16 protein-coding genes are annotated in these 21,926 nt (G+C 62.6%); 8 read left to right on the forward strand and 8 right to left on the reverse strand.

The window, feature by feature from the left end:
• Positions 1-55: 55 nt before the first annotated feature.
• The 3 genes from NTA49_RS03310 to NTA49_RS03320 form a co-directional block, all read right to left on the reverse strand.
• Positions 56-2,413, reverse strand: coding sequence for a TRAP transporter large permease subunit (locus NTA49_RS03310; RefSeq protein WP_258293236.1), 2,358 nt, complete (start codon positions 2,411-2,413; stop codon positions 56-58).
• Positions 2,414-2,499: 86 nt separating this feature from the next.
• Positions 2,500-3,468: a TRAP transporter small permease subunit gene (locus tag NTA49_RS03315; protein ID WP_258293237.1), complete on the reverse strand. Its 969-nt coding sequence runs from the start codon at positions 3,466-3,468 to the stop codon at positions 2,500-2,502.
• Positions 3,469-3,627: 159 nt separating this feature from the next.
• Positions 3,628-4,716 carry a TRAP transporter substrate-binding protein gene (locus tag NTA49_RS03320; protein ID WP_258293238.1) on the reverse strand — a complete coding sequence of 363 codons (1,089 nt, stop codon included), beginning with the start codon at positions 4,714-4,716 and terminating at the stop codon, positions 3,628-3,630.
• Positions 4,717-4,965: 249 nt separating this feature from the next.
• Here NTA49_RS03320 and NTA49_RS03325 point away from each other — a divergent pair, with 249 nt between their 5' ends.
• From NTA49_RS03325 to NTA49_RS03360, 8 genes are all read left to right on the forward strand, one after another.
• Entirely contained in the window at positions 4,966-6,441 is a 1,476-nt protein-coding gene (locus tag NTA49_RS03325; protein WP_258293239.1) for a cache domain-containing protein, read from the forward strand.
• A complete protein-coding gene (locus NTA49_RS03330) occupies positions 6,438-7,094 on the forward strand; it encodes a response regulator transcription factor (RefSeq protein WP_258293240.1) in 657 nt (218 codons plus the stop codon). The genes NTA49_RS03325 and NTA49_RS03330 overlap by 4 nt, the downstream gene beginning before the upstream one ends.
• A 242-nt stretch (positions 7,095-7,336) precedes the next feature.
• Positions 7,337-8,842 carry a peroxidase family protein gene (locus tag NTA49_RS03335; RefSeq protein ID WP_258293241.1) on the forward strand — a complete coding sequence of 502 codons (1,506 nt, stop codon included), beginning with the start codon at positions 7,337-7,339 and terminating at the stop codon, positions 8,840-8,842.
• A gap of 329 nt (positions 8,843-9,171) precedes the next feature.
• Complete coding sequence (locus NTA49_RS03340) at positions 9,172-10,923, forward strand: acetolactate synthase 3 large subunit (protein WP_258293242.1); 1,752 nt, start codon at positions 9,172-9,174, stop codon at positions 10,921-10,923.
• A gap of 13 nt (positions 10,924-10,936) precedes the next feature.
• Positions 10,937-11,500, forward strand: coding sequence for an acetolactate synthase small subunit (ilvN, locus tag NTA49_RS03345; RefSeq protein WP_258293243.1), 564 nt, complete (start codon positions 10,937-10,939; stop codon positions 11,498-11,500).
• 293 nt (positions 11,501-11,793) lie between these two features.
• A complete protein-coding gene (locus NTA49_RS03350) occupies positions 11,794-12,591 on the forward strand; it encodes a helix-turn-helix domain-containing protein (RefSeq protein WP_258293244.1) in 798 nt (265 codons plus the stop codon).
• A gap of 112 nt (positions 12,592-12,703) precedes the next feature.
• Entirely contained in the window at positions 12,704-13,870 is a 1,167-nt protein-coding gene (locus tag NTA49_RS03355; RefSeq protein ID WP_258293245.1) for an aromatic ring-hydroxylating oxygenase subunit alpha, read from the forward strand.
• Entirely contained in the window at positions 13,867-14,082 is a 216-nt protein-coding gene (locus NTA49_RS03360; protein ID WP_258293246.1) for a hypothetical protein, read from the forward strand. Before NTA49_RS03355 ends, NTA49_RS03360 begins: the two co-directional genes overlap by 4 nt.
• A gap of 7 nt (positions 14,083-14,089) precedes the next feature.
• Here NTA49_RS03360 and NTA49_RS03365 read toward each other — a convergent pair whose 3' ends face one another.
• The 5 genes from NTA49_RS03365 to NTA49_RS03385 form a co-directional block, all read right to left on the reverse strand.
• Positions 14,090-15,502 carry an amidase gene (locus tag NTA49_RS03365; RefSeq protein WP_258293247.1) on the reverse strand — a complete coding sequence of 471 codons (1,413 nt, stop codon included), beginning with the start codon at positions 15,500-15,502 and terminating at the stop codon, positions 14,090-14,092.
• A 63-nt stretch (positions 15,503-15,565) separates the two neighbouring features.
• Positions 15,566-16,690: a peptide chain release factor 2 gene (gene prfB, locus NTA49_RS03370; protein ID WP_258293248.1), complete on the reverse strand. Its 1,125-nt coding sequence runs from the start codon at positions 16,688-16,690 to the stop codon at positions 15,566-15,568.
• A 110-nt stretch (positions 16,691-16,800) separates the two neighbouring features.
• The gene (locus NTA49_RS03375) at positions 16,801-19,290 is read right to left on the reverse strand and encodes a penicillin-binding protein 1A (RefSeq protein ID WP_258293249.1); all 2,490 of its coding nucleotides are present in this window, start codon (positions 19,288-19,290) and stop codon (positions 16,801-16,803) included.
• A 134-nt stretch (positions 19,291-19,424) separates the two neighbouring features.
• Positions 19,425-20,642, reverse strand: coding sequence for an N-acetylmuramoyl-L-alanine amidase (locus tag NTA49_RS03380; protein ID WP_258293250.1), 1,218 nt, complete (start codon positions 20,640-20,642; stop codon positions 19,425-19,427).
• Between the two features lie 88 nt (positions 20,643-20,730).
• Positions 20,731-21,873 (reverse strand): pyridoxal phosphate-dependent aminotransferase, encoded by a 1,143-nt coding sequence (locus NTA49_RS03385; RefSeq protein ID WP_258293251.1) that lies wholly within the window; start codon positions 21,871-21,873, stop codon positions 20,731-20,733.
• Between the last annotated feature and the right edge of the window lie 53 nt (positions 21,874-21,926).

Raw genomic sequence — 21,926 nt, forward strand, 5'->3', positions numbered from 1 at the left:
CAGCAATCGCGGCACGCGCCCCCGCCAAGACCAGAGGGCGCGCCGCTCTGTTACCTCACCCCTGCCCGATCAGCTGCGGCACGATTGTCACGATGGAGGGGAAGAACCACAGGATCGCCAGCCCCAGCACCTGGATCAGCACGAAGGGGATGATGCCGCGATAGATGTGGCCGGTGGTGACTTCCTTGGGCGCAACACCGCGCAGGTAGAAGAGCGCAAAGCCGAACGGCGGCGTCAGGAACGAGGTCTGCAGGTTCACCGCGATCATGATCGTGACCCATTTGGGATCGAACGAACCACCGTAGATCACCGGCCCGACGATGGGAATGACGATGTAGATGATCTCGAGGAAATCGAGGACAAAGCCCAAGACGAACAGCACCACCATCACCAGCAGGAAGACCTTGATCTCGTTGTCGAAGGACTTGAGGAACATCTGGATGTAATGCTCGCCGCCGAAGCTGATGACGACCAGGTTCAGGATCTGGCTGCCGATCAGGATGGTAAAGACCATCGACGTCACCTTCGCCGTCTCGCGCACCACCGGTGTGAGCACGCCCGCAGTATAGAGTATCCAGCAGCTGAACAGCAGGCCGAACAGCGCATAGAGATAAGCGCCATAGGCCACGATGAAGGCGACCCAGCTTTCGAACGACACGTCGTCGGTGTTGATCCGCAGGTCAAAGTTCACCCCGACCAGAATGCAGACCAGAATGGCCAGCGTCGACCAGATGATCACCTTTGGGCTGCGGTCGGTGTCGGTAAGCTTGCGGTAGGCGGCCAGCATGATCGCACCGCCCGCACCCAGTGCCGCGGCGGGCGTCGGGTTGGTGATGCCGCCCAGGATCGAGCCCAGCACCGCGACGATCAGGACCAGCGGCGGGAACACGACGCGGATCAGCTCGTTCTTCGAACAGGCGATTACCCCGTGGTAGCACCCATAAAGCAGGGTCGCGAAGGGGACCGCCATCAGCACCACATAGACACCGGGTGATGTGCGCGGGCCGATCAGCAGGATGTCGATCAGCAGCACCAGCACCGCACCGATTGCACCAATGACCAGGGGCCGCTTGTCGCGCGAGGGTGCGACGCCACGCGCCGTGGTCAGGATCAGGCCGGTCAGGATCAGCAGGATCGCCGTGCCGGTGCCGATGGGGGCTGCGTTCGCCACCTTGTCGTCGATGGCGGTCTGCAACGCTTCGGGTGTCAGCCGGGTCGAGGCCTGCAAGCCGCCCGATGCGTCGATTTCGCTCTGCTCGGCCACGGCCCTGTCCCATCTCGACTGGCCGTGCAGTTCGATCATCGCCTCCTGACAGTCCGGCGAGACGTTGGTGCGCAGCGATGCGCCCTGCTCGATGTCCGAAAAGGAGGAAACGGTCATGTTCTGCGATCCGACCACACCCAGATTGCCCAGCAGGATCGTGCCCACCACCATCAACATCGGCGCGCCCAGGAACCAGGTAAAGCCTTCGCGGCGGGTGATCGGCTCGCCGTTGGCGGCGCCCATCGGCACGGCGGGCGCCTTGTCAGGGTTCAGGAGCGCGTAGATAAACGCATAAAGCGCATAGAGCAGCGCAAGCAGGATGCCCGGCAGCAATGCGGCCTGAAACAGCGTGCCCACGGACAGAACCGCAGGCTTGCCCAGATAGCTCAGCGCGTCGGTACAGCCCACCAGCTGCGCGCGCTGCTCCTGTGCGGCGGAATAAAGATCGCCCGCCAGCGTGCCCAGAAGGACGATGACGATGGAGGGCGGGATGATCTGCCCCAGCGTTCCCGACGCCGCGATGACGCCGGTGGCGATTTCGGGGGAATAGTTGTTGCGCAACATGGTCGGCAGGGCCAGCAGGCCCATTGTCACCACGGTCGCACCCACGATCCCGGTCGATGCGGCAAGGAATGCGCCCACGACCACAATCGACACGGCCAGACCACCCGGCAGCGGGCCGAACACCCGCGCCATCGTCGTCAGCAGGTCATTCGCGATCTTCGAGCGTTCCAGCGTGATGCCCATCAGCACGAACATTAGCACCGCCAGCAGCGTCTCGATTGACTGCCCCGCCAGAACCCGTTCGTTCATGCGGTTGACGATGAACGACACATTGCGGTCAAGTGCTGTTTCCCAGCCTTGCGGGAACACCGGCTCGGCCATGCGCGGCAGGTCGGGGTATCGGAAAATACTGATCGTATCCGCCTTGACCCCGCTGTTGACCAGATCGCGGTAGACCGCGCTGGACTGGTCAATCGCCTGATGGATCAACAGCCCCGCGCTGTCGAGGGCCGCGATGATCCCGAAGGAAATCATGCCCGCCCCGCCGATGGCAAAAGCCACCGGAAAGCCCGACAGGATGCCGCCAAACAGGCAGACAAAGACGATGATCAGGCCAATTTCGACGCCATCGAGTCCAAACAACATGATATTCTGTCCCTAATCTTTGCGTGCAGGCGGTGTGCGCCCGTCATTTTTATGGTCACTCTTGCAAGTTTCGAAAGGCGCGCGCATCAGTGCGTGCCCTCATAGGCTTCTTCGCCCGCGCCCAGACTGTCGCGGTCGAGATACCTGTTTTCGGATGTTTCGCCTTCGCGCATCTCGCACCAACTGCGGTAAAGCGTGGCAATCGCCTGCAACATCACCATGGCGCAGAACAGCACCAGCAGGATCTTGAACAGGAAGTAGCCATTGAAGCCGTTTGGCGAAAAGCCGATGGTCTCGACGTTCCATTTCAGGATGCGGGCCTTGCGCAGCAGCAGGTCCAGGCTGTCAGAGGCCGAAGGGTTCGGCGTGACCAGGTGGCGCCACAGGAAGTACCAGCCGTACATCCAAGTGACGATGGCAAAGGGCATCATGAAGAACACCGCGCCGAACATGTCCACGATCTTCTTGGTGCGGAACTTCGCCCCCGCATAGAACAGATCGACCCGCACGTGCCCGCCCTGCACAAAGGTGTAAGCCACGCAAAGGCAGACGACCAAGGCATTGTAAAGCTTCAACTCTTCGCCGAACCACGAGATGTCGAACTGCACCGGAATGCCAAAGCCGAACGAGATGTCGGGCCGCGTGAAAATACGCTGCATGAAGACGATCACGATCTGCTGGATCACCATCAGCAGACCGGCCCAGGCAAAGAACCGACCGACCGAGTTGTTCAGCCCCTCGATCACCCGCACGCAGCCCCACATGAAACCGCGATGCCACAGGCCGACGCCGGTGACGATCAGCAGCAACAGCAGCGTCACGAAGAACAGCTCGACCGAACCGCCGTAATAGATAAAGCGCATCAGCGCCTGCGGGTCGGCCCAGTTCAGCCACATGCCGGGGTTCAGCACTGCGGCAAAGAGGTTGTAGACCGCCTCGAGCAGGTTGCCGAAAATGAACTGTAACAGTCCGCCGTCCTGAAACTTGTCGAGACAGCTCAGCTCTGCGCCTTCTGCCGCCCGGAAAAATCCCTCGCAGGTCACTTCGTTTTCCATCGTTCACAGCCCTCCTCGGTTGGCTTGTCGTAACGCTGCCTGCACGCCGGACGTCTCGCCGGATTTGCAGGGGTGCCGTCCGGACCCGCGCGCGCGGGCCGGATGCAGATCAGGGGGCCGCGCATGGCACGGCCCCCGAAGTGTCGGATCGGCTTTGGCTTAGCCCTGGTTCAGCACGCGCTGACGCTGTTCGACATAGAAGGCGTCGGATTTCTGCAGCCATTCGGCCGAAGATCTCAGCGACTCTTCAAAGCTGCCGCGGATGTCCGCGAACAGGGTGTCATCCATGTTCTCGTCCATCACCTCTTTCGAGGCGGTGCCGAAGGCATCCCAGACGTCGTCGGGGAACTGCATGGTCTTCACGCCCTGCTGTTGCAGACGCGCCAGCGCCGCACCGTTGTTGGCCAGCGTTTCGGCCAGACCCGTGTGCGTGGTCGCCATCGCGGAATATTCGATGATCTTCTGCTGGGCAGGTGTCAGATCGTTGAACACATCCAGGTTGACCGACGCGGTCAGACCCGAGCCCGGCTCGTGGAAACCGGCGGTGTAGTAGATCTTGGCGACTTCCTGGAAACCGGCGCGTTCGTCCGCAAAGGGTCCGACCCACTCCAGACCGTCCAGCGCGCCCGAGGACAACGCCTGGTAAAGCTCGCCGCCGGGGATGTTCTGAACCGATGCGCCCAGCTTGCCCAGCACCTTGCCGCCAAGGCCGGGCATGCGGAATTTCAGACCGTTGAAGTCGGCAGCCGAGTTGATTTCCTTGCGGAACCAGCCACCGGACTGCGAACCCGAGTTGCCGGCCAGGAACATCTTCATGTTGAAGATTTCACCGACCTGATTGTGCAGCTCATGGCCGCCGCCGTGCAGATACCAGTTGGTCAGTTCCTGCGCTGTGCCGCCGAAGGGCACGGCGGTGAAGTATGCAAGACCAGGGTGCTGGCCGATGAAGTAGTAGTCAGCCGCGTGATAGATGTCGGCCTGACCGGAAGAGACGGCATCGAACACTTCGAAGGCACCGACCAGCTCGCCAGGCGCTTTCTTCTCGATGGTCAGATTGCCATCGGACATCTCGTCGACCATCGTGTTGAAATAGGTCGCAGCATCGTCCAGCACGGCAAAGCCGCGCGGCCACGAGGTCACCATTGTCAGTGTACGTTTGCCCTGCGCGTAAAGCGGTGCGGCCAGCGTGGTTGCGGCAGCGGCAGAGCCGCCCAACGCAGACGTCTTCAGAAATGAACGACGGTCCATAGTTTCTCCTCCCAAAGTTTATGTGACGACCGCTCGGTTGTGAATGCAGGCGGCCGCTCGCGTGTCGGTAACCCTACGCAGACGCGTTTGAAATGGAATACCAAGTACTACGTACCGACATCACTTGACCCGTCAAAAGACTGTCCTGACGGCGATTTTTCGATGAATTTTAGACGAATATCGGCACCCGCCCCCCTGCGGGCTGCCTGCGCCCTATGATTCGCAACAGAATCCGCTTATCGAATCACGATGCTGCGTCTTTGGTCCCGCCTTTCCCTGAGCTATGCGCAAAAGCTGTCGCTGATCGCGGCGGTTCCGGTCGTGCTGGCGATGACCGCGATTGCCATTCTGGTGACCTTGCAGTCGCGCGCGCTGGCCGACCGCGAGATACGCGCGCTGGAACTTCAGCTGATCGAGGCCAAGAAGGCAGAGCTGCGCAATTACGTGACGCAGGCGCGCAACGGGTTCTATTTCGTCTACGGCAGTGCTGCCCCCGATGACGAGGCCGCAAAGCAGCAGGTCAAACAGATCCTGTCCGCGATGATCTATGGCCGCGAGGGGTTCTTTTTCGTCTACGACTATGACGGCACCAGCCTGGTCAGCCCGCGCCAGACCGACCGCATCGGCACCAACTGGCTGGACCAGACCGACAGCGAAGGCACACCGGTGGTGCGCGACCTGATCGACATCGCGCGCCAGGGTGACGGTTACCTGACCCATCTGTGGCCCAAGCCCTCGACCGGGGAAGAGGCGCGGATGATCTCATACGTGACATCGTTCCCAAGCTGGCAGTGGGCCGTGGGCACCGGCGTCTTCATCGACGATGTGCTGACCACCGTGGCCACCTCGCGCGCCGAGGTGCAGGCGCGGGTGCGGCGCACCTTTGTCTATATCACGGTGATCGCGCTGCTGGCGGTGCTGCTGGTCTTCGGCTCGGGCATGGTGATCAACGCGCGCGAACGCAGGTTGGCCGACGCCAAGCTGAAACGCCTGACCCAGCGCGTGTTCGACGCACAGGAAGAGGAACGCGGGCGCGTCGCGCGCGAATTGCATGACGGGATCAGCCAGATTCTCGTCGGCGTGCGCTTTGCACTGGATATCGCGCGGCGACGGCTGAAATCGGGGGCCACCGAAACGGCGGAAACCTCTTTGGACCAAGGCATCGACAACCTGGTCAGCGCCATATCAGAGGTGCGCCGGATCAGCCGCGACCTGCGCCCCGGCGTGCTGGACGATCTGGGCCTTGGGCCTGCGCTGATGGCGCTGACCAGCGATTTCCAGACCCGCACCGGGGTCAGCACCACGTTCAACACCGTGGTCTTCCGCAACCGGCTGGACCCCAACGCCAAGATCGCGCTCTACCGCATCGCCCAGGAGGCGCTGACCAATATCGAGCGCCATTCCGGTGCCACGCAGGTCGCCGTCGATCTGCGCGGCCACCGGCGGGGCGCGACGCTACGCATCACCGACAACGGCTGCGGTATCTCGCGCGCCACCCGTGGCCCCTCCGCCGACCAGCGCGGCATCGGCCTGCGCAACATGCAAGAACGGATCGAACAGCTGGACGGCACCTTGCGGATCACGTCGTCGCGCGGCAAGAACCTGCCCGACAGCGATGCGACCACCTCCGGCACCACGGTCGAGGCCACCGTGCCGCTGTCGCACCTGCTGCCGCCCGATCCCCATTCCGCCCCCGAACACCCTTCTGAAAAGATGCAAGCATGACAGATCAAACACCCCTGCCCCGTCCCGTCCGCGTTCTGGTGGTCGACGATCACCCGATGGTCGCCCAAGGCATCCAGACCATTCTGGAAAGCTATGACGATCTGCTGGTCGTGGGCTCGTTGGGCAACGGGCGCGACGTGATCGACCAACTGGACACGCTGAAGCCCGACGTGATCCTTATGGATCTGAACATGCCGGAAATGGGTGGGCTGACCGCGACCGAACTGGTGCTGGAGCGCAGCCCCGACACCGCCGTTCTGATCCTGTCGATGCACGATAGCCCCGAATACATCGCCTCGGCGCTGGACCACGGCGCGCGCGGCTATGTGCTCAAGGATGTGCCCACCGAAGAGATCAAGGACGCCATCGACGCCGTGATGCGCGGCGAGCGGTATCTGTGCACCGGCGCCAAAGGCTCGATCGAGCCGAAGCCGGGCGATCTTCGCGTGTCGCTGACGGGGCGTGAACAGACGATCCTGTTGCAACTGGCGCAGGGCATGACGAACAAGGACGTGGCCCGTGATCTGGACATCTCGGTGCGCACGGTCGAGACGCACCGCAAGAACATCAAGCGCAAGCTGGGCATTTCCAGCACTGCCGGTCTGACCCGCTATGCGATGGAGCATGGCGTGCTGCAAGGCACCGGACGCTAGGATTGTCCGGGCGCTGACTGCCCCTGACTGCTGCCCCCCGTCGATCCTGCACAGCTCCCGTGCGCGCGCCCGCTGTTATGCGGAGCGTTCGCACGATTCAACCATAAGGTAGGGATTTCCTCACCTGATCGACCATAGGGTTGTATGGTACACAGACTATACGGGAACAATTTTACTTAAAATCTTCGAATTTTTTCCACCGAATTACCCCCGTTAAAGCAATTTATTCAAAGGAGATCACAATGACCGTTTCGCACGGCCTATCAGGCTATGATGCTTTCGTCCTTGAATGCGCGAACACATCCCCCGCCCCGCTTCCTCAGGCATTTGGCCGCCTGGGACCCCGTAACGAGCTTTCGGGCATAGGCCCCGATGGCAAACCCTTTGACGACCAGTCGGTGCAAAAGGCCTTTACCAAGGCGCTTGACGACATGCTGGACGAAGACGACCCCGACGGGCCGGCCGCGGCGGGCATGACGTTCTTTGGCCAGTTCATCGACCACGACGTCACGCTCGACACCCAAAGCGCCATCGGCACGCGCATCGACCCGCGTTCGATCCGCAATGTGCGCACGCCTGCTCTGGATCTGGACTGCGTTTATGGCGACGGCAACGAGGCGTCGCCCTATCTGTATCACCCCGACCACTCGGGGTTCCTGCTGTTCGGGACCAAGGACAACGCCCGCGATCTGGCGCGCAACAGCCATGGCACGGCGCTGATCGGGGACATGCGCAATGACGAGAACCAGATCCTCAGCCAGCTTCAGGGTGCGTTCGTGTGCATGCACAACATCCTGATGACAGCCCTGCAAGAAGACGCGCACCTGGTCCCTGCGGCCTTTGAGGGCATTCGCGCGCAGGCGATCACCGAAGGATACAAACCCTCGGAACATCCCTTTCAGGCCGCGCGGCGTATCTTGCGGCTGCATTACCAATGGATGGTGCTGAACGATTTCCTGCCAGCATTCGTCGATGCCGACGTGCTCAAGTCTGTCCGCAAGGCCTTTGCCGAAGGCAGGTTGCCCAAACCCTTCACCGAAGACAGCCCGATCATGCCGATCGAGTTTTCCGGCGCCGCCTATCGCTTTGGCCACGCCACGGTGCAGAACGACTATGAGCTGAACGGCACCTCTGGCGATGTGAAGCTGTTCGACATGATGCGCAAGGAATTCCACTCGCGGCCCGAAGAGCTGAACATCGAATTTTCGCGGCTGTTCGACTTTCCCGGCAATTCCAAGTTTCAGAAGGCACGGCCCATCGGGCGCAAACTTGCCGGGTCGATCTTCAACCTGCATTTTATCGGCGAAAAGCTGAAGATCGCAGGCAAGGAGTTGAGCATCGAGGACAGCCGCAAGCTGCCGCATCGCAATATCTTTCGCGACCGCATGACGCTGGAGCTGCCTTCGGGCCAGCAAATGGCGCGCCTGATGCACACCGCAGAAATCCCGGCACCCAAGGAATTGAGCGACCATGGCATCACCAAGACACCGCTGTGGTACTATTGTCTGCACGAGGGCGAAAAGCACGGCGGCAAACTCGGCCCCGTGGGCGGGACCATCGTGGCGGGCACCCTGATGCGGCTTTTGGTGCTGGACGCGGATTCGATCCTCTGCTCGACGCATGACTTCAAGCCGTGGACAACGCTAGGTGCGGCTCAGGATGGCAACTTCTCGCTCGGGCACATGCTGGCCTGCGTCGAGGCAGGCCGCGACAGTATCGCCCATGCAAGCGACCTGATCACCGGCTGATTTTTCCTGACCAGACGGGCGCGGGGACCGATCCCGCGCCCATTTTTTTCCAAAACATCGAAATTTCTCGCCTTCGCGCAACTTTCATAAAGAATTTTATGCTCTCTGCGACATTATTTCCCGCCGATTGACTGTTGACGCTCCCGACAACCGCTCATAATGTCCCGAAACGCACTTGAGAGGACCCAAGACATGGCTGATGTCGTCGTCATCGTAGGATCAACGCACATGGGCCGGTAACGGTAGACCAGAATTCGACCCATGTGCCCCCGCCAAAACGGGGGTTTTTTTATGTGCGCAAGACAGTATGGCGTAACCGGAGTAGAGCTATGACACGTCAAATGAGCGGAGCAAAGATGGTGGTTCAGGCCCTGATAGATCAGGGTGTGGACACTGTATTCGGGTATCCCGGCGGTGCCGTCCTACCCATTTACGACGAAGTCTTTCAGCAAAATTCGATCAAGCACATTCTGGTGCGCCACGAACAGGGCGCGGTCCACGCCGCCGAAGGCTATGCGCGCTCGACGGGCAAGCCGGGTGTGTGCCTTGTGACCTCGGGGCCCGGCGCCACCAATGCGGTGACCGGCCTGACCGATGCGCTTCTGGATTCGATCCCGATCATCGTGCTGACCGGACAGGTTCCGACCTTCATGATCGGCTCGGATGCGTTTCAGGAGGCCGACACCGTCGGCATCACCCGTCCCTGCACCAAGCACAACTGGCTGGTGAAAGAGACAGAGAAGCTGTCTGGCGTGATCCACGAGGCGTTCCACGTCGCACTGTCTGGCCGACCCGGACCGGTTCTGGTGGATATCCCCAAGGACGTGCAGTTCGCCTCGGGCACCTATACCGGCCCGAAACCGTCGATGTCGCACTACCAGCCCACCGTGAAGGGCGACATGGAAGAGATCACCGAACTGGTGGCCGCATTGGAAACCGCCAAGCGCCCTGTGTTCTATACCGGCGGCGGCGTCATCAACTCCGGCCCCGCCGCATCGCAATTGCTGCGCGAACTGGTCGAGGCGACCGGCTTTCCGATCACCAGCACGCTGATGGGTCTGGGTGCCTATCCTGCCTCGGGCGACAAGTGGCTGGGCATGCTGGGCATGCACGGTCTTTACGAGGCGAATATGGCGATGCACGGCTGCGATCTGATGATCAACATCGGCGCGCGCTTCGACGACCGGATCACCGGCGTGCTGGATGCGTTTTCGCCCCGCTCGATCAAGGCGCACATCGACATTGACCCGTCGTCGATCAACAAGGTGATCAAGGCCGACATCCCCATCGTCGGCGACGTGGCGCACGTGCTGGAAGACATCCTGAAGGTCTGGAAGTCGCGCGGCCGCAAGACCAACACCGAAGGTGTGGCCAAGTGGTGGAAACAGATCAACGAATGGCAAAAGGTCGACTGCCTGAAGTTCAAGCAGGAAGGCAAGATCATCAAGCCGCAGTACGCCCTGCAACGGCTTGAGGCGCTGACCAAGGACCACGACCGTTACATCACCACCGAAGTCGGCCAGCACCAGATGTGGGCCGCGCAATACCTGAACTTCGAGGGGCCGAACCGCTGGATGACGTCCGGAGGCCTCGGCACCATGGGCTACGGGTTCCCGGCGTCCATCGGCGTGCAGATGGCCCATCCCGACGCGCTGGTCATCAACGTCGCGGGCGAAGCCAGCTGGCTGATGAACATGCAGGAACTGGGCACCGCGATGCAGTTCAACCTGCCGGTCAAGCAGTTCATCATGAACAACGAACGCCTCGGTATGGTGCGCCAGTGGCAGGAATTGCTGCACGGCGAGCGGTATTCGCATTCCTGGTCCGAAAGCCTGCCTGATTTCGTCAAGCTGGCCGAAGCCTTCGGGGCCAAGGGCATCCAGTGTTCGGACCCCGACGATCTGGACGATGCGATCATGGAGATGCTGAACTACGACGGCCCGGTCGTCTTCGATTGCCTGGTCGAAAAGCACGAGAACTGTTTCCCGATGATCCCATCGGGCAAGGCGCACAACGAAATGCTTCTGGGCGAAGCCGACACCCAAGGCGTCATCGACGCCAAGGGCTCGGTGCTGGTGTAAAGGAATACGGGACATGTCAGCTCTGAAAATCAAAAAAGGTGCGACCAGCCATTCGGCCTATAACCTGCGCCCCAACTTTTCCGATGTGGAAGAACGGCACACCCTGGCTGTTCTGGTCGAAAACGAACCGGGGGTTCTGGCGCGTGTCATCGGGTTGTTCTCGGGGCGCGGCTATAACATCGACAGCCTGACCGTGGCCGAGGTGGACCACACCGGGCATTTGTCGCGCATCACCATCGTCACCACCGGCACGCCGCAGGTAATCGAACAGATCAAGGCACAGCTGGGCCGGATCGTGCCCGTACACACCGTCAACGACCTGACGGTCGAGGGGCCCTCGGTGGAGCGGGAACTGGCGATGTTCAAGGTCTCGGGCGGCGGTGACAAGCGGCTGGAGGCACTGCGGCTGGCGGATATCTTCCGCGCCAATGTGGTCGACAGCACGCTGACCAGCTTTGTCTTCGAGATCACCGGCGCGCCGGAGAAGATCGACGCCTTCGCCGATCTGATGCGCCCGCTGGGTCTGATCGACGTGGCCCGCACCGGTGTCGCGGCCCTGTCGCGCGGCGACACGTAAAGACGTGCGCCGGGCGGGGCGGCCCCAGGGCCCCCTGCCCGGCAACCTTGGTGCAGCGTGATGCGCATGGCGCCACGCGACGGCAGCATTCCCCAAAAACAGACGCCCCGGCGCGGCCTTGCATTCGCTTAGGTTGTGCGGCGCGCTGATATTGCAATTTGTATCAGCAAACCTATCCTACTATGATACGTGCATGTCAGTGCTGACGCCCACGCGCGTCACAGCCTGCCGAAAGCTGTAAACTGGCGCGCATACCCGACCGTATTGAGCAATGCCATGTGGGGGGACCAACCATGAACTACAATGATCGCTCCCCCGCGGAGTTGCGCGATATGTTCGGCGCGAACCTGCGATTGCTGGCGCAAAGCTATCCGTCGATTTCAGAACTGTCGCGCCAACTGGGCGTCAACCGCACGCAGTTCAACCGGTATCTGGCCGGAGAGAGCTTTCCCCGGCCGGATGTTCTGGCCCGCATCTGCAGCTTTTTCGACGTCGATGCGCGCATATTGCTGGAACCCGTGAACGAGATCGGCACGGACTGTCTGTCTCTGCAAGACCCCTTTATCGAGGATTTTCTGGGCGATGCGGCGGTCACCGTACCCGAAAGCCTGTTTCCGTCAGGCTTCTACCGCTTTTCGCGGCGCAGCTTTCTGGACCCGAACCGTTTTGTCGTCGGGCTGGTGCATGTGTCGCGCAAGAACGGCTCGACCTTCCTGCGCGGGTTCGAGCCGCGCGAGGTGATGAAGATGCAGGGGCTGTCGAACGACAGTGCGGCGCGCGAGTTTCGCGGAATCGTCCTGTGCCACGACGACGGGGTTGCCGCACTGGTTTCGCGCCGAGGGGCCGCGACCAATACGTTCAACCACCTGACGCGCGAGATATCGTTTCGCAACAATTTCTGGATCGGATACGTCGCACGTTCGATCCGCGAGGGCGTCAACAGCAACCGGGTCGAGCGTATGGTCTATGAGCATATCCCCGAGGGCTGGCGCCACGTGCTGAAAATCGCGCGCAGGGCCGGCTTTTGCGATCTGGCGGATCTGACCCCGTTTCACCGCAAGCTTCTGTGCCCTGACGACCCCTTCCGCTGAGCACAGCACCGAACACGCATGTCGCGTGCAGGGCATTCCTGTCGCTGGTGTGGGTCCGGGCACGGGCCTTCTGGCGTAAGGCTTTGGACATCAAAGCAAGGGAGGCTACCCGATGTCCCACACCAACCTGGATGCGGTGCGCCGCCCACTGGATCAGGCGAATGGCCTGCCCAATGCCCATTACGTCGACCCAGCCGTCTTCGACGAGGAACGCACCGCCGTGCTGGCGTTGGGCTGGTCGGGGCTGGCGGTGGATGCAGATGTGCCCGAGATCGGCGATGCGGTGCCGCTGACGTTTCTAGGGATGCCCCTGCTGATCGTGCGCGACCGCGCCGCCCGCGTGCGGGTGTTTCAGAACATCTGCCGACACCGGGGCATGATCCTGGTCGACACCCCCCGCAAGATCGAAGGCGCCATCCGCTGCCCCTATCACAGCTGGTGTTACAGCACCGAGGGCCGTCTGGTCAGCACGCCCCATGTGGGCGGTCCGGGTCGCAACACCCATGCGGGCATCGACCGCGCACTGCTGGGTCTGATCGAAGTGCGCAGCCATCTGTGGATGGGCGTGGTCTGGATCAACCTGTCGGGCAATGCCGCCCCGTTCGAGGTGCACAACGCCGACCTGATGGCCCGCTGGGCCGAATTCGACAAACCGCTGCACCACGGAGGGGCAGACAGCCGTTTTCAGCTGACAGTGAACTGCAACTGGAAGCTGGCGGTCGAGAACTACTGCGAAAGCTACCACCTGCCTTGGGTCCACCCCGGTCTGAACAGCTATTCGCGGCTTGAGGATCACTATCACATCGAAGCGCCTGATTTGTACTCGGGTCAGGGCACGCTGGTCTATCGCCAGATGACGGGTGAGGATGGCCAGACGTTCCCCGATTTCGACGGACTGAGTGCCAAGTGGGACACCGCTGCGGAATATGTGACCGCCTATCCCAACGTGCTGCTGGGCGTGCACCGCGACCATGTGTTCGCGATCATCCTGGTGCCGGAAAGCACGGAAAAGACTGTGGAAAACGTGCATATCTACTATGCCCAATCCGACACAGATCCCGCCTTGCGTGCGCGCAACACCGCGCAGTGGAAGCTGGTGTTCGAGGAAGACATCTTTGTCGTCGAGGGGATGCAGCGTGGCCGTCATGCGCCGAACTTCGATGGCGGTCGGTTCTCACCCGCGATGGACGGGCCGACGCATCTGTTTCATGCCTGGGTTGCGGGACGGGTGCAGGCGCACCGTGATGGCGCGAACGCGGGGCCGATGGCGGCGGAATGAGCGATCTAAATGCGCAGCTTCTGGCAGCACATGCGGCGGGCGATCATCGGGCGCTGGTCACGCTCTATGCACAAGCCGCCGATGGGGCAGAGGATCTGGATGCCGCCTGTTTCTTTCTCACACAGGCCTATGTCTTTGCGCTGGAGCAGAACGCCCCGCAGGTCGCCATGCTGCGCGCGCGCCTGGCTGCCGAGGGGCGCGAGCCGTCCTGATCGCCGTTCAGGGACGTCGCGCGTTTGGCCAGTCGGTCGCCTCGTGCCAGGCCTGCGCCACACGCAACAGCGCCGCGTCAGACCCGCGTTTGCCGATCAGTTGCAGCCCCGCAGGCGTATCATCCGGCCCGCCAAAGCCCACCGGCACGTTGACCACCGGCAGGCCCAACAGTGACGCAGGAACCACCACCTGCATCCAGCGGTGATAGGTATCCATCTGCACCCCAGCGATTTCGCGCGGGTATTCCCACGTGATGTCGAAGGGCCAAAACTGCGCCGAAGGCAGCGCCAGAACATCATAGGTTTCAAAGGCTTCTGCTGCGGCCTTGAACCAGTTGCTGCGCACCACGCTGGCCGCATGAACCTGCGTCGCCGACAGAGCCAGACCGCGCGCGATCTCCCAACGGGCGGTGTCTTTCAGGTGTTTCTGGGTGTCCGCATCGGCATAGATCGGTGCCAGCCCCGCGCCCACTTGCCACGACCGCAGCGTGATCCAGGACTCCCACATCGCGTCGGCGTCGAAGAGCGGCGGCAGATCTGAGACGTTTGCGCCGAGGCTCTCCATCTGCTGCAACGCGGCCTGCGAAATCTCCAGAATACCCTGCTCCATCGGCAGCGCGCGGCCCCAGTCGCCCAGCCACCCGATGCGCACACCGTCCATGCCGCCGTCGATCTGCGGCAGCGACGGCGCCTGCACCAGCCCATGCGGCTGGCGCGGGTCCGGTCCCGCCATCGTGTCCAGCAGCGCCGCCAGATCGGCGGGATTGCGCGCCATCGGGCCGTTGGTGGACAGCTGGTGCAGGAAATTGTCGCCCTCGGGCTCGGACGGGACCAGACCCCATGTGGGCCGCATCCCGTAGACATTGTTCCAGCCCGCCGGATTGCGCAGCGACCCCATCATGTCTGATCCATCGGCCACCGACAGCATCCCGCAGGCCAGCGCCGCCGCCGCCCCGCCGGACGATCCGCCGGCCGAGCGTCCCTGCGCATAGGGGTTGTGGGTCGGCCCGTGCACCGGGTTGATCGTATGCGACCCCAGCCCGAACTCGGGCGTGTTGGTCTTGCCGATCACAATCGCACCGGCGGCGCGCAGACGCGCGACCATCACGTCGTCGCGCGCGGCCACCTGCCCCGCGAACAGCGGCGATCCCATTGACGTCGGCAGCCCCGCGGCATTTGCCAGATCCTTGATCGCGATGGGCATGCCGTGCAGCCAGCCCTTGCGCGGCTCTGCGTCGGCGGCACGTGCGTCCGCCATCAGCGCGTCGGCATCGCGCAACGAGACGATGGCATTCACCGCGCCGTTCGCCGCGTCGATGCGCGCAAGCGTCGCCTGCATCAGTTCGGTTGCACTCAGCTCTTTGTGTTCAAGAGCACGCGATTGCGCCAGGGCACCCTGGAAAAGAATATCATCTGTCATGGCCGCAGCTTTGCCGCAGCCCGGAACAGGTTCAAGCGGAATACGCAGCCCGTGCGGGCCAAATCACTCGCCCTGCGCCTCGAACCGACTTTTGCCGCTGACGTTCAGGGCCAGCGTGGCGCCCATCAGCCCGTCCAAGTCACCGTCAAGCACGCCCTTGGTATCCGAGGTCTCGTAGTTGGTGCGCAGGTCCTTGACCATCTGGTAGGGCTGCAGAACGTAGGACCGGATCTGGTTGCCCCAGCCCGCATCGCCCGCGCTTTCGTGAACTTCGTTGACCAGCGCCGACCGCTTGTCCAACTCCATCTGGTAAAGTCGCGATTTCAAGGCCTTCATGGCGATGTCGCGGTTCTGGTGTTGCGACTTTTCCGACGACGTCACGACGATGCCGGTTGGGTGGTGGGTGATGCGCACGGCGGAATCGGTGGTGTTCACGTGCTGACCGCCGGCCCCGGACGAGCGGTAGGTGTCGATGCGGATGTCGGACTGGTTCACTTCGATCTCGATGTTGTCGTCGACCACCGGATAGACTTTCACGGAGGTAAAAGACGTGTGCCGCTTGGCCGCGGAATCGAAGGGCGAGATGCGCACCAGACGGTGCACGCCGCTTTCGGATTTCAGCCAGCCATAAGCGTTGTGCCCGGTGATCTTGTAAGTCGCGGACTTAATCCCCGCCTCTTCACCCGCACTTTCGGCGTTCAGCTCGACCTTGTAGCCCTTTTTTTCCGCCCAGCGGACATACATCCGCGCCAACATCGACGCCCAATCGCAGCTTTCGGTGCCGCCAGCGCCCGAGTTGATCTCAAGGAAGGTGTCATTGCTGTCGGCCTCGCCGTCCAGTAGCGCCTCAAGCTCCTTCTGCGCAGATTTGACCGCCAGCTCCTTCAGCGCGACCTCGGCGTCGCGGATGACCTCTTCGTCCTCTTCCATCTCGCCCAGTTCGATCAGCTCGATGTTGTCGGCCAGGTCCTGCTTGATGCCCTCATAGGTGCCGATGGCATCGACCAGCGCCTGTCGCTCGCGCATCAGCTTTTGCGCGGCTTCGGGATCGTTCCACAGGTTCGGGTCCTCAACGCGGGCATTGAATTCTTCCAGCCGGTACTGCGCGGTTTCCACGCCCAGACGCTGCCCCAGCAGCTCCAGCGACTTTTCGATCTCGGCAACGGTGTTTTGGGCCTCGGCGCGCATGGCTCGTGTCCTTCGGGATGGTGTTGAAAGCGGGGTGTAAACCAGCGCCGGACAGGCGGCAAGCCGTCGGGTGACGAAGCATACCTGTCCGGTGCCGGTTTTTGCGGTGGCTAGTAGAGCCCGCCGGAACTGAGCGTGCCGAAGTTGGCCTTGGGCCCCACGACCGCCTTCTTGCCCGTCGAGGTGGTGACGGAGCGGCCCGTGGCGCGCCCTACCTCTTCGACCAGCGGCAGATCGGCACCCATCGCAAAGCCACCGTCGAACATCAAACCAAAGAGCGGCTCTTCGCCATCGCGGAAATATTCGGCGACCACGGTGTCGCCCGACGCATCGTCGCTGAGACGTGCACCGGTGAAGCGGTCGATCTTGATGAAACGGCCACCGGGGGGCACGGTGAATTCGCCGCCGCCGTATTTCTGCGTCGCCTCAAGCATGAAGCGCTGGAAGACGGGGCCGCACATGCCGCCGCCCGACGCACCGCTGCCCATGTTGCGAGGCGTATCGAAGCCGATATAGCAGCCCGCGACGATGTTGCTGGTAAAGCCCACAAACCACACGTCCTTGTTGTCGTTGGTGGTGCCGGTCTTGCCCGCGGTAGGCACCGGCAGGTTGACAGACCCGCTGGCGGTCCCGCGATCAACCACGCCGCGCATCATCGACGTCAGCTGATAGGCGGTGATCGGGTCCATCACCCGCTCGCGGTTCGAGGCGATGCGCGGGCCATAGCCGGGGTCGAGGCTGGCAAGCTGACAGTCGTTGCAGATCCGCTCGTCATGGCGATAGACGGTCTTGCCATAGCGGTCCTGCACCCGGTCAACCAGCGTAGGCTTCACCCGCTCGCCGCCGTTGGCGAACATCGCATAGGCCGCAACCATCTGATAGAGCGTGGTTTCCTGCGATCCCAGCGAGTTAGCAAGGAAGGTCCCCATCTGGCCACGGTCATAGACGCCGAAACGCTCGGCGTAATCGGCCACGGTTTCCATCCCGACCTCTTGGGCCAGACGGATGGTCATCAGGTTCCGCGAGCGTTCGATCCCGGTGCGCATTGGCGTCGGCCCGTAGAACTGGTTCGACGCGTTCTTGGGCCGCCACAAACCTTGGGGTGTGTTGATCTCGATGGGGGCGTCGACGATGATCGTCGCGGGCGTATAGCCACTGTCCAGCGCTGCGGCATAGACGAAGGGTTTGAACGACGAACCCGGCTGGCGTTTCGCCTGTGTTGCCCGGTTGAAGACCGAATTCTGATAGCTGAACCCGCCCTGCATCGCGATCACGCGGCCGGTGTTGACGTCCATCGCAACGAAGCCGCCCTGCACGGCGGGCACCTGCCGAAGTGACCACGCGCCGTCACGTTGGCGCACATGCACAACGTCGCCCACGTCGAAGTTGGCGGCAAAGTCGCCCTTGATCCACTTGATGTCATCGCGCGGCACTTCGCCGATGCCCTTCCCCTCGATTCCAAGCACGATGCGCTGGTCGCCGACCTCGCGCACGACAGCGGGATACCACTGGCCGTTCAGGTCGATGTCGCGTGCCACGGTCACGCCGTTCAGCGCCTCTTCCCATGCGTCGCCGGTGGCAACTTCGGGCTCGATCGTCTTGCCGGTGCCGCGCCAGGTCGAGCGGCTGCGGTCGTAGTTTTCCAACTCGGTGCGCAGCGCGTCGGCAGCGACAGGTTGCAGTTCCTGATCAATCGTCGCGCGCACGGTCAGACCGCCGGTGAAAAACTCGCCCTCGCCAAAGTTCTCGGACAACTGGCGGCGGATTTCGTCAGTAAAGTAGTCGCGCGGCGGCAGTTCCTGCTTGAAGCTGTCGAAATCGCCGTTCTGAACCGACCGCAGCGGCTGCGCGCGCTCCTGCTCGTAGACGGCCGTGGTCAGATAGCCGTTCTCGTGCATCTCGTTCAGCACATAGTCGCGCCGCGCCAGCAGACGGTCCTTGCGGCGCACCGGGTGATAATCCGACGGGGCCTTGGGCAGGGAGGCCAGAAACGCCGCTTCATGCGGGGCCAATTCACCCAGGGTCTTGTTGAAATAGGTCTGGCTGGCCGCCGCCACGCCATAGCTGTTCTGCCCGAGGAAAATCTCGTTCAGGTACAGCTCAAGGATCTTCTCCTTGGACAGCGTCTCTTCGATGCGGCTGGCAAGGATGATCTCCTTGATCTTGCGCTCGGCCTGACGGTCGCCGGACAGCAGGAAGTTCTTCATAACCTGCTGGGTGATCGTCGAGGCACCGCGCACGTCGCGCCCGCGCGAGCGCACCGCGTCGATGGCCGCCGCCGCGATGCCGCGCAGATCATAGCCGTCGTGGGTATAGAAATTCTTGTCCTCGGCGCTGATGAAAGCCTGTTTGACCAGATCGGGAATGGTGTCCGCAGGGGCAAAGAGCCGCCGCTCACGGGCAAATTCGTCGATGATCTGGCCCTGGCCGCTGTAAATCCGGCTGATTGTCGGGGGCGTATATTGCGCAAGGCTTTCATGGCTGGGCAGATCGCGGCCATAGATATAGAAAATCGCGCCGACGCTCACCGCGATGGCCAGGATACCCATGGTCAGGGTCGTAAAGATACCGCCGAAGAACGACAGGATGAATCGGAACAAGGGAGCGTCCTTTATGAAATCTGCTCAGGACAGCTTTATAGGCCAGCGCGTCCGGCGGGTCAAAACACGTCTGGGTGTGACAATGGCATAATCACGCTTACGGCGCAGCCCTTCGTGACAGGCCCTTGGAGCGTCTATTTGCGCACCAGCGGACGCTGCGCCAGATCGGACGCGCGCCAGGCCAGAATGCCCTCGGCCATTGCCGCCGCGATGCCCGCGCGCCAGACTGGATCGCGCAGGTTCGCCAAGTCACGTTTCGAGCTGAGAAAGCCGACCTCGATCAGCACCGAGGGCACATCGGCGCTGGTCAGCACCGAAAAGCCCGCCTGCCGCGCGGGGCGCGCGTTCATCGGCCCGCCTCCGGCACGCATCGCGTCGATCAGCGCGGCGGCGGCCTGATGCGACCGGGGGGCGGTTTCCTGACGGGCCAGGTCCAGCAGCACGCCCGCCACCTGGTCGTCGGCCCCGCTCAGATCGGCACCGGCCAGGATGTCTGCGCGGTTGTGCTGGGCGGCAAGCTGCTCGGCGGCCTCATCGCTTGCCTCTTTCGCCAGCGTATAGATTGTTGCCCCGCTGGCCCCGCCCTCGCTCAGGATATCGGCATGCAGCGAAATGAACAGATCGGCATCGACCGCATGGGCCATGTCCACCCGGCCCGGCAAGGACACGAACCGGTCATCGGTGCGGGTCAGCACAACCTCGACCTGACCGCTGCGGCGCAGTGCCTCGGCCAGCGCCTGCGAGACCTTCAGCATGATGTCCTTTTCGGTGATCCCGTCGCGCACCGCACCGGGATCGACCCCTCCGTGGCCGGGGTCGATAACCACGACAAATGTATCGTCCGACTTGGGCGTCGGTGGCGTTTGCGCCGCCTGCGTGGCCCAGGACGCATCCTTGGGCGCTCCGACACCTGCGCGGAACGTCGCGGCGTCAGTGGATTTCAGCGCCACGGTCAGCCGTGCCGTGCCGGTGCTGTCATCGACGGGCATCCCGATGTCGGTGGGAAGCATGGGTTCCGCCAGATCCAGCACCAGCCGCGACCAGCCGGGGCCAAAGGGGCCAAAGCGCACGCCCGTGACCTTGCCCGGCTCGGGCAGCAGATCCTCGGCGGTGACGGCGGCCCAGTCGGCCTCGCGAAAGTCGATCACCAGCCGCATCGGATCATCAAGATGGAACACCCGGAACGGCACGCCCTGGCTAAGCCCGATTGTCAGCTTGGTGTTGCCAAACCAGCCTTCGGAGATAAGGCTGTCGTCGGGATCAACGCGGGCCAGCGCGGTCAGCGCATCGGCTTGAACGCGCGGCGCGCCGACCAAGAACAACGCAAAAATCACCATGATCACGTATCGCATTCCGCCTGCCCTGCTCTTTTTATCGTCACTTTGCGGGAAAACTATCGCAGCCTTCCCGCAGGCACCAGAGTTTACCACAGGTTTGCAGTCAGCGTGCATTCATAAATGCCTTTAGCCGCTCTAACCCTTCGGCGATATCCGCCGTGGCGCGCGCATAGGAAAACCGCAACGTGTGCCGCCCGCGCAGGGGGTCAAAGTCCAGCCCCGGCGTCACCGCAACCCCCGCCCGCTCCAAGATCTCGGCGGCAAAAGCGCGGCTGTCGTCGGTCAGGTCGGACACATCCGCATAGACATAGAACGCACCATCGGGCGGCGCGATGTTGGTAAACCCGGCCTTGGGCAGCCCCTCCAGCATCAGCGCGCGGTTGGCGCGGTAGACGTCCATGTTGGCCTGAAGCTCATCCTCGCAATCCATCGCGGCAAGCGCTGCGACCTGCGCCGCATGGGGGGCGCAAATGAACATGTTCTGCGCCAGCCGCTCGACCACGCGCACATGATCCTGAGGCACCACCATCCAGCCCACGCGCCAGCCCGTCATCGAAAAGTATTTCGAGAACGAGTTGATCACATAGGCCTCGTCGGTCAGCTCAAGCGCCGTGACCGCCTTGGCCTCGTATTCGATGCCGTGATAAATCTCGTCACTGATGAACGAGGCCCCCTTGGCGTGGGTCGCGTCGATCAGCGCGCCCATCGCGGCATGGTCCAGCATGGTGCCAGTCGGGTTCGCGGGCGAGGCCACCATAAGCCCCGCGATGTCCATCTCGGCAAAGTCCGCAGGCACCGGCTGATAGCGGTTTGCAGCTGCGGTCGGCAGGTCAACCGCCTGCAGGTCCAGCGCGCGCAGGATCTGGCGGTAGCTGGGATAGCCCGGCGCGCCGATGGCCACGCGGTCGCCCGTATCAAACAGCGCGGTAAACCCGAGGATGAAGCCCCCCGACGAGCCGGATGTGATCACCACGCGCGCAGGGTCCAGATCGACATTGTACCACTCGCCATACATCCGCGCGATGCGGGCGCGCAGCGCGGGCAGCCCCAGCGCCACGGTATAGCCCAGCGGCCCCTCGTTCATCGCACGCGCCAGCGCATCCGTGGCCCCACGCGGCGCACCGGTGCCGGGCTGGCCCACCTCCATATGGATGATGTGGCGGCCTGCGTCCTCGGCGGCGCGGGCGGCCTCCATCACGTCCATCACGATAAAGGGATCAACGGCGCTGCGTCTTGAGGTTTTCATCACTTGTCTCCTATGCTGCGCGAATGTGGTCTTTGCGCGCTTTTCATAGGGCT

This window comes from Pseudosulfitobacter koreensis, from assembly GCF_024733015.1.
Classification (GTDB): domain Bacteria; phylum Pseudomonadota; class Alphaproteobacteria; order Rhodobacterales; family Rhodobacteraceae; genus Pseudosulfitobacter; species Pseudosulfitobacter koreensis.

Excerpts from the sequence above, each read along its gene's own strand:
- NTA49_RS03350 (WP_258293244.1), top strand. The coding sequence starts at position 11,794 with ATGAACTACAATGATCGCTCCCCCGCGGAGTTGCGCGATATGTTCGGC.
- NTA49_RS03315 (WP_258293237.1), bottom strand. The coding sequence starts at position 3,468 with ATGGAAAACGAAGTGACCTGCGAGGGATTTTTCCGGGCGGCAGAAGGC.
- NTA49_RS03380 (WP_258293250.1), bottom strand. The coding sequence starts at position 20,642 with ATGCGATACGTGATCATGGTGATTTTTGCGTTGTTCTTGGTCGGCGCG.
- NTA49_RS03330 (WP_258293240.1), top strand. The coding sequence starts at position 6,438 with ATGACAGATCAAACACCCCTGCCCCGTCCCGTCCGCGTTCTGGTGGTC.
- prfB (WP_258293248.1), bottom strand. The coding sequence starts at position 16,690 with ATGCGCGCCGAGGCCCAAAACACCGTTGCCGAGATCGAAAAGTCGCTG.
- NTA49_RS03335 (WP_258293241.1), top strand. The coding sequence starts at position 7,337 with ATGACCGTTTCGCACGGCCTATCAGGCTATGATGCTTTCGTCCTTGAA.
- NTA49_RS03340 (WP_258293242.1), top strand. The coding sequence starts at position 9,172 with ATGACACGTCAAATGAGCGGAGCAAAGATGGTGGTTCAGGCCCTGATA.
- ilvN (WP_258293243.1), top strand. The coding sequence starts at position 10,937 with ATGTCAGCTCTGAAAATCAAAAAAGGTGCGACCAGCCATTCGGCCTAT.
- NTA49_RS03360 (WP_258293246.1), top strand. The coding sequence starts at position 13,867 with ATGAGCGATCTAAATGCGCAGCTTCTGGCAGCACATGCGGCGGGCGAT.
- NTA49_RS03320 (WP_258293238.1), bottom strand. The coding sequence starts at position 4,716 with ATGGACCGTCGTTCATTTCTGAAGACGTCTGCGTTGGGCGGCTCTGCC.
- NTA49_RS03310 (WP_258293236.1), bottom strand. The coding sequence starts at position 2,413 with ATGTTGTTTGGACTCGATGGCGTCGAAATTGGCCTGATCATCGTCTTT.
- NTA49_RS03325 (WP_258293239.1), top strand. The coding sequence starts at position 4,966 with ATGCTGCGTCTTTGGTCCCGCCTTTCCCTGAGCTATGCGCAAAAGCTG.
- NTA49_RS03365 (WP_258293247.1), bottom strand. The coding sequence starts at position 15,502 with ATGACAGATGATATTCTTTTCCAGGGTGCCCTGGCGCAATCGCGTGCT.
- NTA49_RS03385 (WP_258293251.1), bottom strand. The coding sequence starts at position 21,873 with ATGAAAACCTCAAGACGCAGCGCCGTTGATCCCTTTATCGTGATGGAC.
- NTA49_RS03355 (WP_258293245.1), top strand. The coding sequence starts at position 12,704 with ATGTCCCACACCAACCTGGATGCGGTGCGCCGCCCACTGGATCAGGCG.